The following is a 13,583-nucleotide window of genomic DNA, read 5'->3' as shown; positions in this document are numbered from 1 at the left end:
AGTCTACAGAGGCCCCGCGGGGCGGTAAAGCAGCCTCAGCGGGGCGCCAGCGTGAGCCCGGCGGGCACCCGTGTGGCGTCCCAGTGGCGGCAGGCAGCGGCCAGTAACTCGGTCACGCTGGCGCAGTCCGGCGGGGGCGGGGGCTGGCCGAGGGCGTCCAGGGCGCTGCGCAGGTTGTGCGTGGCCCTGCCATCATCCAGCGCCGGCGCGTGGTTCTGCTTGCTCAGTTTCTGGCCTTGGCGATTGGTCAGCACCGGCAGGTGGCCATAGTGCGGTTGCGGCACATGCAGCAGGGACTGCAGCCACAGCTGGCGCGGGGTGGAATCCAGCAGGTCGCTGCCGCGCACAATGTGGCTGATGCGCTGTTCGGCATCGTCCACCACCACTGCCAGTTGATAGGCGAACAGCTGGTCCTTGCGGCGCACCACAAAGTCCTGCAGAGCGCGCCCGATGGGCCAGTGCTGGGGGCCCTGCCAGCGGTCCTGCCACTGGGCGGCAAATTGTGGCGCCACCGGCACGCGCAGGGCTACCGGCGGTGGTGGGGTCTGCTCCCGGCAGTCACCGCAGCAGTTGCCGGCGCTGTCGGTGCGGGCGCGGCTGCAACTGCAGGCGAACAGGTGCCCCTGCGCTTGCAACTGGTTCAGGGCGGCGAGGTAGGCGGCGCTGCGCTGGCTCTGCCACAGCACCGGCTCGTCCCAGTAAAGGCCGTGGGCCTCCAGGCTGCGCAGGATGGCATCGGCCGCGCCGGGTTGTTCCCGTGGCGGGTCCAGGTCTTCCATGCGCACCAGCCAGGTGCCGCCGGCGCGGCGGGCTTCCAGATAGCTCGCCAGGGCAGCAACCAGTGAGCCCTGGTGCAGGGGGCCGGTGGGAGAGGGGGCAAAACGACCCCGGTAGGCGGTGTCGGCAGAGGGCATGCAGGGTGTGGAGGTTATGGCCCGGGGCGCCGGGGCAAGGCGCGGCGACCTTCGGGCAGGCGCCGCCCGGGCCGGGCGGCGGCAGGGTGGGCCTTAGCCCAGCTCCTGCTTCTCCTTGATTTCGGCGAGGGTTTTGCAGTCGATGCAAAGGGTGGCGGTGGGGCGCGCTTCCAGGCGCTTGATGCCGATTTCCACGCCGCAGGCGTCGCAGAAGCCGTAGTCGTCCTGGTCGATGCGCTCGATGGTGCCGTCGATCTTCTTGATCAGCTTGCGCTCGCGGTCGCGGGTGCGCAGTTCCAGGCTGAACTCCTCTTCCTGGGTGGCGCGGTCGGCCGGGTCGGGGAAGTTGGCGGCCTCGTCCTTCATGTGGGTCACGGTGCGATCCACTTCCTGCATCAGGTTGGCCTTCCAGTTCAGCAAAATGGCGCGGAAGTGGTCGCGCTGCTTCTCATTCATGTACTCCTCGCCGCGCTTGGGCTTGTACGGCACGAAGCTTTTGAACTCGGAGGGTTCCGCTTTCTTGGCGGCGGGTTTTGCGGTCGTTTTTTGCGCTGCTTTTGGCATGGTCAGTATCCCACACTGCAAGATGGTTCAGGCGCTGCTGTAAAGCAGTCCCGGCGGCGGGGGGCCGCCGCTCTCAAGCGCGCAGAAACTACCAGATATCACAGGGCGGTGCCACAAAAAGTTTGGGCCGCTATGGGCCTTGTCAGGCGCTCGCGTGGCGCTGGTAGAATGGCCGGCCAAACCCTTCAAGGACGCCCCGATGCCCAGTGTTTTCGAGCGCCGAGGCAGCGCTGCCCGTGTGCGCGATATCGAGCCCTTTCGCGTGGTGGAAATTCTCACCCGGGCCACCGAACTGGCCGCCAGCGGCCGCGATATCGTCCACATGGCCGCCGGCGAACCGGACTTCGCCACCGCCGCGCCCGTGGTGGAGGCCGGCCGCGCCGCCCTGGCCGCCGGCGCCACCCATTACTCCCAGCCCGCCGGCCTGCCGGCGCTGCGCGAGGCGCTGGCGCGCTACTACCAGGACGAGTACGGCCTGGACGTTCCCCCTTCGCGCATTGTGATCACCCCCGGCGCCTCTGGCGCCCTGCTGTTGCTGTCGGCCCTGCTGATGAACCCCGGCGAATCGCTGCTGATGAGCGACCCGGGTTATCCCTGCAACCGCCACTTTCTGCGCCTGGTGGAGGCCCGCGGCCAGCTGGTGCCCACCGGTCCCGAAGCCCGCTACCAGCTGACCCCGCAACTGCTGGCCGAGCACTGGCAACCCCACACTGCCGGCGCCCTGCTGGCATCGCCGGCCAACCCTACCGGCAGTGTGCTGTCGCTGGAAGAACTGGCGGCGCTGTCGGCGGCCACCCGCGAGCGCGGCGGCTACCTGTTGGTGGACGAGCTCTACCACGGCCTTGGCTACGACGTGGCCACGCCCTCGGTGCTGGCCGTGGACCCGGACGCCTTCGTCATTAACAGTTTCTCCAAATACTTTGGCATGACCGGCTGGCGCCTGGGCTGGCTGGTGGCGCCGGAAGTGGCGGTGCCGGAGCTGGAAAAACTGGCCCAGAACCTGTTCATCTCCATGTCGACCATGGGGCAGTACGCTGCGCTCGCCTGTTTCGAGCCGGCCACCCGGGCGATGCTGGATGAGCGGCGCGAGCTGTTTCGCCAGCGCCGCGACTTTCTGCTGCCTGCGCTCAAAAACATCGGCTTTGAGGTGCCCTGCACACCCCAGGGGGCCTTTTATATCTATGCCAACGCCGCCCGCTTCACCCGCGACAGCCAGGCCTTTTGCCGACAGCTACTGGAAGAGCACGGCCTGGCCCTGACGCCGGGGCTGGATTTTGGCCACCACCGCGCCGGTGAGCATGTGCGGTTTTCCTACACCACTAGCCTGGAGCGGCTGGAGGTGGCGGTGGAGCGACTGGCGAAGGTGCTGGGCTGATGGAATTTGGCAAACTGGTGCAGGGCCGGCTGCTGCGTCGCTACAAGCGCTTCCTGGCGGATGTGGAGCTGCCGCAGGGAGAGGTGATCACGGCCCACTGCCCCAACACGGGCGCCATGACCGGCTGCATGCCCGAGGGCGCCCCGGTGTGGCTGTCGGTGAGCGACTCAAAGACCCGCAAGTACGCCCACACCTGGGAACTGGTGGATACCCCCGCCGGCCTCGCCTGCATTCACTCTGCGCTGGCCAACAAGGTGGTGCGCGAGGGCTTTGAGGCCGGCCGGGTGAAGGGCTTTGCCGACTACTCCACGCTGCGCAGCGAAGTGAAGTACGGCGAAAAAAGCCGGGCCGACCTGCTGCTGGAAGGCGAGCCGGGGCGGGTGTTTGTCGAAGTGAAGTGCGTCACCCTGCACCGCAGCGATGGCTGGGGCGCCTTTCCCGACGCCGTCAGCGACCGCGGCCGCAGGCACATCCGCGAGTTGCAGGGTGTGATGGATGCGGCCACCCGCGCCTTGCTGCTGTTCTGCGTCTTCCACAGCGGTATTCACAAGGTCTGCGCCGCTGGCGACATCGACCCGCAGTACCGCGATGCCCTGGCCGAGGCGATGGCGGCGGGGCTGGAAGTGCAGGCCTACGCGGCCGAGGTGACCACCCGTGGGCTCAGCCTGGCCCGGCGCCTGCCTTTTAGCCTCGATCCTGTTTGATGCGCTGCACAGGCTGATGCGCTACGCAGCCCGAGCCTTGGCACAGCCTGTGCCATGCACAGCTCGCGCTGCCGGATGGCCGCTCAGTCCAGGTAGATATCGCCGTTACTGAGAGTGAAGGGAATGGCGCGCAGGCTCTCGCCCAGGCAGGGGCCGGCCACGCACTCGCCGCTGTGGCTCAAAAATTCCGCCCCGTGGTGCTGGCACACCAGCAGCATGCCCCGATCGGTGGCGACAGAGCCGCCCATCGGGTCCAGCTCGGTGTTGGCGTGGGGGCAGCGGTTTTCATAGAGAAAGAGTTCGCCGTCCTTTTTTACCGCCAGCAGTTCCAGGTGATCCACCTGCAGGCTGGCGCTGCTGTTGTCGTCAAAGTCGTCGATGTGGCCAATCCGGCTCATGCGCTGCCCCGTTGTTGTCGCTGATTTTTCGCTGCGCTATTGTGCCGGCTGTTGCCGCTTTCGCAAGTTATCTGCCATGTGTTATGTGCCATGTCTTCTTCCTTTGCCATTGACCACCTGACCGGTGTCGACGACAGCCACCTGGTGGCGCTGCCCGACGGGCACCGCCTGCAGCCGGCGGTGGCGGAGGCCTGGCAGCGCCTGGTGCGCGATGCCCGCGGCGCGGGCTTTGACCTTGCCACTGCCAGCAGCTACCGGGATTTTGGGCGGCAGGGCGCCATCTGGAACGCCAAGGCGGCGGGGCAGCGCAGTGTGCACGACGACGCCGGCAATCCGGTGGACATGGCGGCGCTCACCCCGGCGCAGCAAATGCACGCCATCCTGCGTTTTTCCGCCCTGCCTGGCACCTCGCGCCACCACTGGGGCACCGACCTTGACGTGTTTGACGCCGCGGCGGTGCCGGCGGACTACGCCGTGCAGCTCACGCCGGCGGAGGTGGCGCCGGGCGGGCCTTTTGACGCCCTGCACACCTGGTTGGACGCGCGCATGGCGGCGGGGGAGTCACACGGCTTCTACCGGCCCTATGCCATTGATCGCGGTGGGGTGGCGCCGGAGCGCTGGCACCTGAGTTACGCGCCACTGGCGCTGGACTGCGCCGGCAGGGTCGGGGCAAGCGAATTGCGTGATTGCTGGAACCGGCATTTGCCGCAGGGGCTGCTGCTGCGTGGGGAGGTTGAGGCGGAGCTGGACGTTTTGCTGGCGCGCTACGTGAGTGTGGCGCAGGGCTGGTGCCCGGGGGGAATCGCCGGCCAGCACTGAGGCTGGCCGGGCTTGGCGGGGTATTAGTGGCCTTCCGCCTTGGCGTAGGCGGCAACCGCCGCTTCGATGGCGGCGCGGGCGTCGGCCGCGGTGCCCCAGCCATCTACCTTCACCCACTTGCCGGGCTCCAGGTCTTTGTAGTGCTCGAAGAAGTGGGTGATCTGCTGGATCAGCAGGGCCGGCAGGTCTTCGGCTTCCTGCACGTCGTTGTACAGGGGGCTCAGTTTCTTGGTGGGCACGGCGATCAGCTTGGCGTCTTCGCCGGCTTCGTCGCTCATTTGCAGGATGCCCACCGGGCGGCAGGGGATCACACAGCCGGAAACCACGGTGTGAGGGGTGTGTACCAGCACGTCCAGAGGGTCGCCGTCATCCGCCAGGGTGTTGGGGATGTAGCCGTAGTTGCAGGGGTAGAACATGGCGGCGGACATGAAGCGGTCCACCATGATGGCGCCGCTGTCGTGGTCCACTTCGTACTTGACCGGGTCGGAGTGGGCCGGCACTTCAATAATCACGTTGATTTCGTCGGGGATGTTCTTTCCCGCGGGGACCAGATTCAGGCTCATGGGCTTACCTATCCTTCGCAAAGACTATGGGGTTGGGTTTTCGGGGCGCGGAGTATAGCAGGGCCTAGACCTTGAATGTACTGCGCAGCTTCTTCGGCACGCCCACCAACTTGAGACGGGTATAGCGGGGCAGTCCGTTCTTGTACTCCGGGTAGGCTTCGCCGGCGATCAGCGGCGCCAGGTAGTCGCGGGCGGCCTCGGTGATGGCAAAGCCGTCGCGGCTGATATAGCTGCGGGGCATTTTCTTTTCCACGTTCGCCACCTGGCTCAGCGGCGCCTCGCCGATGGACCAGCTGTAGCGCTTGCCCTTGCCGCGCACGATGGCGGGCATCACCGCGTTCTTGCCGGCCACGGCAAATTCCACCGCCGCCCGGCCCAGGGCGTAGGCCTGGTCGAGGTCGGTCTGGGAGGCAATGTGGCGGGCCGAGCGCTGCAGGTAGTCGGCCACCGCCCAGTGGTATTTGTAGCCCAGCTCAGACTTGATCATCTGCGCCAGCGACGGCGCCAGGCCGCCGAGCTGCTTGTGGCCGAAGGCATCCACCACACCGGAGTCGGCGAGGAAGGTGCCGTCTTTATACTGGGCGCCCTCGCTGGCCACGATCACGCAGTAGCCGTGCTTCTTCACGGTGCGCTTGACCCGGGCCAGGAACTTCTCGCGGTTAAAGGCGATTTCCGGGAACAGGATGATGTGGGGCGCGTCGCCTTCTTCCTCGGCGGCCAGGCCCGCGGCGGCGGCAATCCAGCCGGCGTGGCGGCCCATTACCTCAAGAATGAAGACCTTGGTGGAGGTCTCGCACATGGAGGCCACATCCAGCGCCGCCTCGCGGGTGGAGATGGCAATGTACTTGGCCACCGAGCCAAAGCCCGGGCAGTTGTCGGTCAGCGGCAGGTCGTTGTCGATGGTCTTGGGTACGTGGATGGCCTGGATGGGGTAGCCCATGGATTCGCTGAGCTGGGACACTTTCAGGCAGGTGTCGGCGGAATCGCCGCCACCGTTGTAAAAGAAGTAACCGATGTCGTGGGCGCGAAACACCTCAATCAGGCGTTCGTACTCGGCGCGGTTTTCCGCCAGGCTCTTGAGCTTGTGGCGGCAGGAGCCGAAGGCGCCGGCGGGGGTGGATAGCAGGCCGCGAATGGCCGCCTTGCTTTCCTTGCTGGTGTCGATGAGGTCTTCGCGCAGCGCGCCGATAATACCGTTGCGCCCGGCATAGACCTTGCCGATGTGTTTGCGGTGCTCGCGGGCGGTTTCGATCACGCCGCAGGCGGAGGCGTTGATGACGGCGGTAACGCCGCCGGACTGTGCGTAAAAGGCGTTCTTCCTGGCCATGGCGGGGGGTCCGTGGTCGGTGAGTGAGCGGGTAGATCCCCGCCTCGGAAAAAGCGCGCATCATACGCGAAAGGCGGGCCCATGTGGACTGCCAGGGGAAGTATTACCGCTTCTTGGCCACGCGCAAGGCGCCGCGCTGCAAGGGCTGCGGGGCTGCGTGCTACACTCGCCGCTGCAAACAAGGAGTGCCTGTTGAAAGCACATATTCATATCCTCGGCATCTGCGGCACCTTTATGGGTGGCATTGCCCTGCTGGCCCGCGAGCTGGGTTACCGCGTGACCGGCTCCGACGCCAACGTCTACCCGCCCATGAGCACCCAGCTCGAAGCCGCCGGCATCGAGCTGATGGAAGGCTACCTGCCGGAACACCTGCAGCCGGCGCCGGACTGCGTGGTGGTGGGCAACGCCATGACCCGGGGCAACCCGGCGGTGGAATACCTGCTCAATCGCGGCATTAACTACAGCTCCGGCCCCCAGTGGCTGGCGGAGCACCTGCTGCACGGCAAGTGGGTGCTGGCCGTCTCTGGCACCCACGGCAAAACCACCACCAGCAGCCTGCTGGCCTGGATACTGGAATACGCCGGCATGTCCCCCGGCTTTCTGATCGGCGGGGTGCCGGCCAATTTCGGCCAGTCGGCCCGCCGTGGCGACAGCGATTTTTTTGTGGTGGAGGCGGACGAGTACGACACGGCCTTCTTCGACAAGCGCTCCAAGTTTGTCCACTACCGGCCGCGCACGCTGGTCATCAACAACCTGGAGTTTGACCACGCGGATATCTTCCCCGACCTGGCCGCCATCCAGCGCCAGTTCCACCACCTGGTGCGCACCGTGCCGGGGGAGGGGCAGGTGATCTACCCCGCCGCCGCCGGCGCGGTGGATGCCGTGTTGCAGCAGGGCTGCTGGACGCCCACCGCCAGCTTTGCCGTGGGCGCCGCCGCCGACTGGCGCGCCGAACCCCTGCAGGCCGACGGCTCCAGCTTTTTACTGCAGGGACCGGATGCCGAGCCGGTCACCGTGGAGTGGGGCTTTCTCGGCCGCCATAACGTTGAGAACGCGCTGGCGGCGGTGGCCGCGGCGCGCCATGTGGGGGTGCCGCCGGCAGTGGCCGGTGCGGCGCTGGCGCAGTTTCGTGGCGTCAAGCGGCGGCTGGAACTGCTGGGCAGCCCGCAACAGGTTTATGTGTACGATGACTTCGCCCACCATCCCACCGCCATTGCCACCACTTTGGAGGGCCTGCGTGCCCACGTGGGGCAGGGACGGGTGATCGCGCTGATCGAGCCGCGTTCCAACACCATGCGCATGGGCTCCCACCGGGACGCCCTGGCGGCCAGCACTGCCTGTGCCGATGCGGTGTACTGGTTTCAGCCGCCCGGCATGGACTGGTCGCTGGAGAGCGTGGTGGCGGCAAGCCCGGTGCCGGCGCAGTGGTTTGGTGATGTGGATCAACTGGCCGCGGCGGTGGCAGCGGGTTCCCGCGCCGGCGACCGCGTGGTCATCATGAGTAATGGCAGCTTCGGCGGTGTGCATCAGCGCCTGCTACAGCAACTGGAGAGCGCTCAGGCCCGATGAACCGTTTGATGTCTTTCTACGAGCGCAGCGTGCTGCGCCACCCCTGGTTTTGGCTCGGTTTTGTGCTGGCCCTGCTGGTGGCCTGCGCCACCCAGCTTGGCAAGCTCAAGCTGGATGCCTCCGCCGACTCCCTGATGCTGCAGGGCGACCCGGCGCTGGACTTCTACCGCGAAATCAGCAGCGAATACAGCGCCGAGGACTTCCTCATCATCACCTGGCAGCCCGAGGCGCCGCTGCTCAGCGATGCCTCCCTGCAGCCCCTGTCGCAAATGGCGGACGAGCTGCGCCAGCTGCCGGGCGTGTCGTCGGTGGTGACGGTGCTGGATGTGCCGCTGCTGCAGAGCCCGCCGGTGGGGCTGTCGGACATTACCGGCAGCGAGCCCCTGCCCAGCCTGCGCGACCCGGGTGTCGATCGCGCGCTGGCGCTGAAGGAGTTCACCACCAGCCCCATTTATTCGCGGCTGCTGGTGAGCCGTGACGGCGATGTCACCGCGGTGCAGATCAACCTGCAGCGCGACCAGCGCTACTTTGAACTGCTGGGCGAGCGCGAGGCCCTGCGCCAGGCCCGCCAGCTGGGTGAGCTGAGCGCCGAGCAGGCGGCGGAGCTGGAGCGGGTAGAGGCGGCCTTCAAGGCCCACAGCGCCGAATCGCTGGCGGCCCAGAGTGCGCTGGTGCAGTCGGTGCGTGACATTGCCGATGCCTACCGCGATCACGCCAGGCTCTTTGTGGGTGGGGTGCCGATGATCACCGCCGACATGGTGAGCTTTGTGCGCTCCGACCTGGTGCTGTTCGGCAGCGCCATCCTCGGCGTGATGCTGCTGGTGCTGGCGGTGATCTTCCGCCGGGTGCGCTGGGTGGTGATTCCGCTGGTGACCTGCAGCGCCTCGGTGCTGGTCATGCTCGGTATCCTGGCGGTCTTCGACTGGCGTATGACGGTGATTTCCTCCAACTTCGTGGCCGTATTGCTGATCATCAGCCTGGCCATTTCCATCCACTTGATTGTGCGCTACCGGGAGCTGCACGCCGCCGAGCCGGAGGGCGACCTGTTCCAGCGGGTCAGCGATACCGTGCGTTTGATGGCGGTGCCCTGCACCTATACCGGCATTACCACCATCGTGGCCTTTGTGTCGCTGGTGGTGTCCGGCATCCAGCCGGTGATCGACTTCGGCTGGATGATGACCACCGGCATCGTGGTGTCGCTTGTGCTGGCCTTTATCCTGGTGCCCTGCCTGATTCTGGTGTGGCCCCACGGTCGCCCCCACCGCTATGCGGCAGAGGGCACACCGCTGACCATCTACTTTGCCCGGGCTACAGACCACTTCCACCGCAGCATCATCGCGGTGACCCTGCTGTTGTGCGCCCTGGTGGTGGCTGGCGTATCGCAGCTGAAAGTGGAAAACCGCTTTATCGACTACTTTAAGGACACCACGGAAATCTACCGTGGCATGGAGCTGCTGGACGCGCGGCTTGGCGGCACCATTCCGCTGGATATCCTGCTGAGCGCCCCCAGCAACGACGAGCCGCTGCCGGGCCTGGAGCCGGCCACCGATGGCAACGCGCCGCCACCGGCCGAGGATGATCCCTTCCTGGCGGAGCTGGAGGCCAGTGAAGACGCCGGAACCGGCTTTGACGACTTTGGCGGCGCCGAGGATGACTTTTCCGAGGACATTTCCGACGACATTGCCGAAGCAGGGGGCGATGACTGGGCCGACGACGGCTTTGGCGAGGAGAGCTTTGATTTTGCCGGCCCCACGGGCAGCTTCAAGCCCAGCTACTGGTTCAGCCTGGAGGGCATGCGCCGCATCGACGCCGCCCACGCCCTGGTGGACGAGCAGCCGGAAACCGGCAAGGTGCTGTCGCTGTCCACCGTGTTCCAGGTGGTGCGCAACCTGATGGGCGACGACATTGGCAGTGTGGAGCTGGCCCTGGTGCAAAAGAGCCTGCCGCAGGACGTGGCGGCCATGATGGTCGACCCGTACTTTTCCGCCGAACACGAGCAGGCGCGCATCACCGTGCGGGTGATGGAGACCAGTAAAGAGCTGCGCCGTGACGCCTTCCTCAAGCGCCTGCATGCCGATTTGGTACAGACCCTGGGCCTGGCGCCGGAGAACGTGCAGTTCACCGGCATGCTGGTGCTGTACAACAACGTGCTGCAGAGCCTGTTCAAATCGCAGATCCTGACCCTGGGGGCGGTGTTTGCCGCCATCCTGCTGATGTTTGTGCTGCTGTTCCGCTCCTTCAGCCTGGCGCTGATCGCCCTGGCGCCAAACGTGCTGGCGGCGGGCATTGTGCTTGGCACCATGGGCCTGCTGGGCATTCCGCTGGACATCATGACCATCACCATTGCCGCCATTGTGGTGGGCATCGGGGTGGACGACTGCATTCACTACGTGCACCGCTACCTGCGTGAATTCGACGTAGACCGGAACTACCTGGCTGCCATGTACCGCTGCCACGGCAGCATCGGCCGCGCCATGTACTACACCACCATCACCGTGGTGATCGGCTTTGCCATGCTCACCCTGTCCAACTTCAACCCCAGCATTTACTTTGGCCTGCTCACCGTCATGGCCATGGTGGCGGCGGTGCTTGGCGCGCTGCTGTTGCTGCCGCTGTTGATTGTGCTCATCAAGCCGCTGGGGCCGGAAGGGGCGGAGGGCCGGTGACATGCAGTGCCGCAGCGGCTGCGGCGCCTGCTGTATTGCGCCGTCCATCACCCGCCCCTACTACGGCATGCCGCATGGCAAGCCGGCGGGGGTGCGCTGCGTACACCTGGACGATGCCATGAACTGCCGGCTGTTCAATGACCCGCGCCGCCCGGCGCTGTGCGCGGCCTTCAGGGCCGAGCCGGACATCTGTGGCGACAGCCGCGAACAGGCCCTGCGCCTGATCGGCGAACTGGAAGTGGCGAGCCAATCACACTGAGGCACTATGCAGACACCGACTGAACCTCCACGGACTGAGCCTACACGGACTGAAATCCCCCTGTTTCCCCTGTCTGGCGTGCTGCTGCCCTATGGCCGCATGCCGCTGCGTATCTTTGAGCGCCGCTACCTCGATCTGGTGCGCGACTGCATGCGCGAGGGCGTGGGTTTCGGGGTGGCCTGGATACGCCGCGGCGAAGAAGTGGCCCAGCGCGGCCAGGCCAGCCCGGAACTGGGCGACTGGGGCACCTATGCGCGCATTGTGGACTGGGACCAGCTCAAGGACGGCCTGCTGGGCATCACCATCGAGGGCGAGCGGCGCTTTTCCCTGCTGCGCAGCAGCGTTGCCCCCTCCCAGCTGGTGATGGGCGAGGTGCAGCTGGATGAGCCGCCGCCGCGCCAGCCGGTGCCCGATGACTGGGAAAGCCTGGTGGAAGTGCTGCAGAGCCTGGAGGCCCACCCCCACGTGGAGCGCATGGGCCTGGCCATTGATTACCAGAACGCCTGGCAGGTGGCCTATGCGCTGATCCAGTTGCTGCCGCTGGAAGAGTCGCTGAAGTACGCCCTGCTCGGGCTGGACGATCTGGAGCAGGTGAAGCAATCCCTCAACCAGATCCTCAACCGCATCAGCGGCGAGGACGAGCTCGAGGGCTAGTCGAAGCTGGGCATCCAGCCGCCGCTTTCCTTCCAGCGGTTGACGATGTCGCAGAACAGCTCGGCGGTGCGCTCGGCGTCGTAGGCGGCACTGTGGGCTTCGTTGTTGTCGAAGGCGATGCCCGCCTCGCTGCAGGCCCTGGCCAGCACTGTCTGGCCGTAGGCCAGGCCCGCCAGGGTGGCGGTGTCGAAGTGGGAGAAGGGGTGGAAGGGGTTGCGCTTGATATTGCAGCGCGCCACCGCGGCGTTGACAAAGCCGGCGTCGAAGTGCGCGTTGTGGCCCACCAGAATCGCGCGGTTGCAGCCCTGGTCCTTGATCTCCTTGCGCACCACCTTGAACACTTCGGTCAGTGCCTGCTCTTCGGGAATGGCCTCGCGAAAGGGGTGCCAGGGGTCGATGCCGGTAAAGTCCAGCGCCGCCTGTTCAATATTGGCCCCTTCAAAGGGCTGCACGTTAAAGCTCACTGTGCGGTGCACCGTCAGCAGGCCGTCGTCATCCATGCGCACGATGGACGCGGCAATTTCCAGTATGGCGTCGGTGGCCGACTGAAAGCCGCCGGTTTCCAGATCAACCACCACCGGCAGAAAGCCCCGGAAGCGGTCGTACATGCGGTGTGGTCCCGAGTCCTGCAACATCAGCCCTCGCGCACCTGCCAGGCCACCGTTTCGCCGGCGCGCATGGGGGTCAGCGGCGCATCACCCAGCGGCAGGGCGGCGGGCACCTGCCAGTCGTGCCTGGCCAGGGTGATCTGGTCGCTGTTGCGCGCCAGGCCGTAAAAATCCGGCCCGAAGTGGCTGGCAAAGCCCTCCAGTTTGTCCAGCGCGCGGGCGCCTTCGAAGGCCTCCGCGTAGAGCTCAATGGCCGCGTGGGCGGTGTATACCCCGGCGCAGCCACAGGGGCTTTCCTTGGCGCTGGTGGCGTGGGGGGCAGAGTCGGTGCCCAGGAAAAACTTGGGGCTGCCAGAGGTGGCCGCCGCCAGCAGGGCCTGCTGGTGGGTGTTGCGCTTGAGAATGGGCAGGCAGAAATAGTGGGGGCGAATGCCGCCCACCAGCATGTCGTTGCGGTTCAGCAGCAGGTGGTGGGCGGTAATGGTCGCCGCCACGTTGGCCGGGGTTGCGCCAACAAAAGCCGCCGCATCGGCGGTGGTGATGTGCTCCAGCACCACCCGCAGGCCCGGGAAGCGCTGCACAATCGGCGCCAGATGGCGTTCGATAAACACCGCCTCGCGGTCAAAAATGTCGATGCCCGCATCCGTCACCTCGCCGTGCACCAGCAGCGGCAGGTCGTGCTTTTCCATCGCCTCCAGGGTCGGGTACAGGCCCGCCAGGTCCGCCACGCCGGCGGCGGAGTTGGTGGTGGCGCCGGCCGGGTACAGCTTGATGGCGTGAACAAAGTCGCTCTCGGCCGCGCGCTGCACCTCGTCCGCCGTGGTGCGGTCGGTCAGGTACAGGGTCATCAGCGGCTCGAAGGGCCGCGCCAGGCCGGCCATGGCCGCCAGGATGCGCTCGCGGTACGCCGCCGCCTCCGCCACGGTGGTCACCGGCGGGGTCAGGTTGGGCATGACAATGGCGCGGCCAAAATAACGCGCCATGTCGCGGCAGGTATCGGGCAGGGCGGCGCCGTCGCGCAGGTGCACGTGCCAGTCATCGGGGCGGGTGAGGGTCAGTTCAGTCACGGGAGCATCAGGCAGCTTTTGAAAGGGCGCATGCTATCACACCTTGGGGCCCCGGAACCCGGCTGCGGCGGCTGTCTGGAATACCGCCACCCCGAT

The 13,583-nt window shown here is 66.4% G+C and carries 14 protein-coding genes; 7 read left to right on the top strand and 7 right to left on the bottom strand.

Annotated features, from left to right (window positions below; genetic code table 11):
* Positions 1–35: 35 nt before the first annotated feature.
* Both gluQRS and dksA read right to left on the bottom strand, forming a co-directional pair.
* Positions 36–914, bottom strand: coding sequence for a tRNA glutamyl-Q(34) synthetase GluQRS (gluQRS, locus tag DDZ17_RS09540; RefSeq protein ID WP_116366267.1), 879 nt, complete (start codon positions 912–914; stop codon positions 36–38).
* A gap of 93 nt (positions 915–1,007) precedes the next feature.
* Positions 1,008–1,478: an RNA polymerase-binding protein DksA gene (gene dksA / locus DDZ17_RS09535; protein WP_116366266.1), complete on the bottom strand. Its 471-nt coding sequence runs from the start codon at positions 1,476–1,478 to the stop codon at positions 1,008–1,010.
* Positions 1,479–1,632: 154 nt separating this feature from the next.
* Between dksA and DDZ17_RS09530 the strand changes: the two genes are divergently transcribed.
* Together DDZ17_RS09530 and sfsA are read left to right on the top strand one after the other, a co-directional pair.
* Positions 1,633–2,853, top strand: a complete 1,221-nt coding sequence (locus DDZ17_RS09530) for a pyridoxal phosphate-dependent aminotransferase (protein ID WP_241505852.1) — start codon at positions 1,633–1,635, stop codon at positions 2,851–2,853.
* Entirely contained in the window at positions 2,853–3,557 is a 705-nt protein-coding gene (sfsA, locus tag DDZ17_RS09525) for a DNA/RNA nuclease SfsA (RefSeq protein ID WP_116366264.1), read from the top strand. The genes DDZ17_RS09530 and sfsA overlap by 1 nt, the downstream gene beginning before the upstream one ends.
* 83 nt (positions 3,558–3,640) lie before the next feature.
* Here the strand turns inward: sfsA and DDZ17_RS09520 are convergent, their stop codons facing one another.
* Positions 3,641–3,955: a Rieske (2Fe-2S) protein gene (locus tag DDZ17_RS09520; RefSeq protein WP_116366262.1), complete on the bottom strand. Its 315-nt coding sequence runs from the start codon at positions 3,953–3,955 to the stop codon at positions 3,641–3,643.
* A 90-nt stretch (positions 3,956–4,045) separates the two neighbouring features.
* On the opposite strand from DDZ17_RS09520, the gene DDZ17_RS09515 reads away from it, so the two are divergent.
* The gene (locus tag DDZ17_RS09515; protein ID WP_116366260.1) at positions 4,046–4,774 is read left to right on the top strand and encodes a M15 family metallopeptidase; all 729 of its coding nucleotides are present in this window, start codon (positions 4,046–4,048) and stop codon (positions 4,772–4,774) included.
* Between the two features lie 23 nt (positions 4,775–4,797).
* On the opposite strand, the gene ppa is transcribed toward DDZ17_RS09515, so the two are convergent.
* Both ppa and DDZ17_RS09505 read right to left on the bottom strand, forming a co-directional pair.
* Positions 4,798–5,337 (bottom strand): inorganic diphosphatase, encoded by a 540-nt coding sequence (ppa, locus tag DDZ17_RS09510; RefSeq protein WP_116366257.1) that lies wholly within the window; start codon positions 5,335–5,337, stop codon positions 4,798–4,800.
* A gap of 64 nt (positions 5,338–5,401) precedes the next feature.
* Entirely contained in the window at positions 5,402–6,664 is a 1,263-nt protein-coding gene (locus tag DDZ17_RS09505; protein ID WP_116366255.1) for a 6-phosphofructokinase, read from the bottom strand.
* Between the two features lie 192 nt (positions 6,665–6,856).
* On the opposite strand from DDZ17_RS09505, the gene mpl reads away from it, so the two are divergent.
* Genes mpl through DDZ17_RS09485 form a run of 4 tightly spaced genes read left to right on the top strand, consistent with a single transcriptional unit; the run spans position 6,857 to position 11,812 of the window.
* Entirely contained in the window at positions 6,857–8,233 is a 1,377-nt protein-coding gene (mpl, locus tag DDZ17_RS09500; protein ID WP_277749308.1) for a UDP-N-acetylmuramate:L-alanyl-gamma-D-glutamyl-meso-diaminopimelate ligase, read from the top strand.
* Positions 8,234–8,241: 8 nt separating this feature from the next.
* The gene (locus DDZ17_RS09495) at positions 8,242–10,899 is read left to right on the top strand and encodes an efflux RND transporter permease subunit (RefSeq protein WP_241505851.1); all 2,658 of its coding nucleotides are present in this window, start codon (positions 8,242–8,244) and stop codon (positions 10,897–10,899) included.
* Position 10,900: 1 nt separating this feature from the next.
* Entirely contained in the window at positions 10,901–11,158 is a 258-nt protein-coding gene (locus tag DDZ17_RS09490; protein ID WP_116366249.1) for a YkgJ family cysteine cluster protein, read from the top strand.
* A gap of 6 nt (positions 11,159–11,164) precedes the next feature.
* Complete coding sequence (locus DDZ17_RS09485; protein WP_116366247.1) at positions 11,165–11,812, top strand: LON peptidase substrate-binding domain-containing protein; 648 nt, start codon at positions 11,165–11,167, stop codon at positions 11,810–11,812.
* On the opposite strand, the gene rnt is transcribed toward DDZ17_RS09485, so the two are convergent.
* Both rnt and pyrC read right to left on the bottom strand, forming a co-directional pair.
* Complete coding sequence (rnt, locus tag DDZ17_RS09480; RefSeq protein WP_338322792.1) at positions 11,809–12,420, bottom strand: ribonuclease T; 612 nt, start codon at positions 12,418–12,420, stop codon at positions 11,809–11,811. The genes DDZ17_RS09485 and rnt overlap by 4 nt on opposite strands.
* Before the next feature lie 26 nt (positions 12,421–12,446).
* A complete protein-coding gene (gene pyrC, locus DDZ17_RS09475) occupies positions 12,447–13,487 on the bottom strand; it encodes a dihydroorotase (RefSeq protein WP_116366243.1) in 1,041 nt (346 codons plus the stop codon).
* Positions 13,488–13,583 lie beyond the last annotated feature (96 nt).

Origin of the sequence: Parahaliea mediterranea (genome assembly GCF_003402235.1) — a bacterium.
GTDB classification, from domain to species: Bacteria; Pseudomonadota; Gammaproteobacteria; order Pseudomonadales; family Halieaceae; genus Parahaliea; species Parahaliea mediterranea.
The sequence above is the reverse complement of the archived record's forward strand: the minus strand, read 5'-3'. Positions and strand labels throughout refer to the sequence as shown.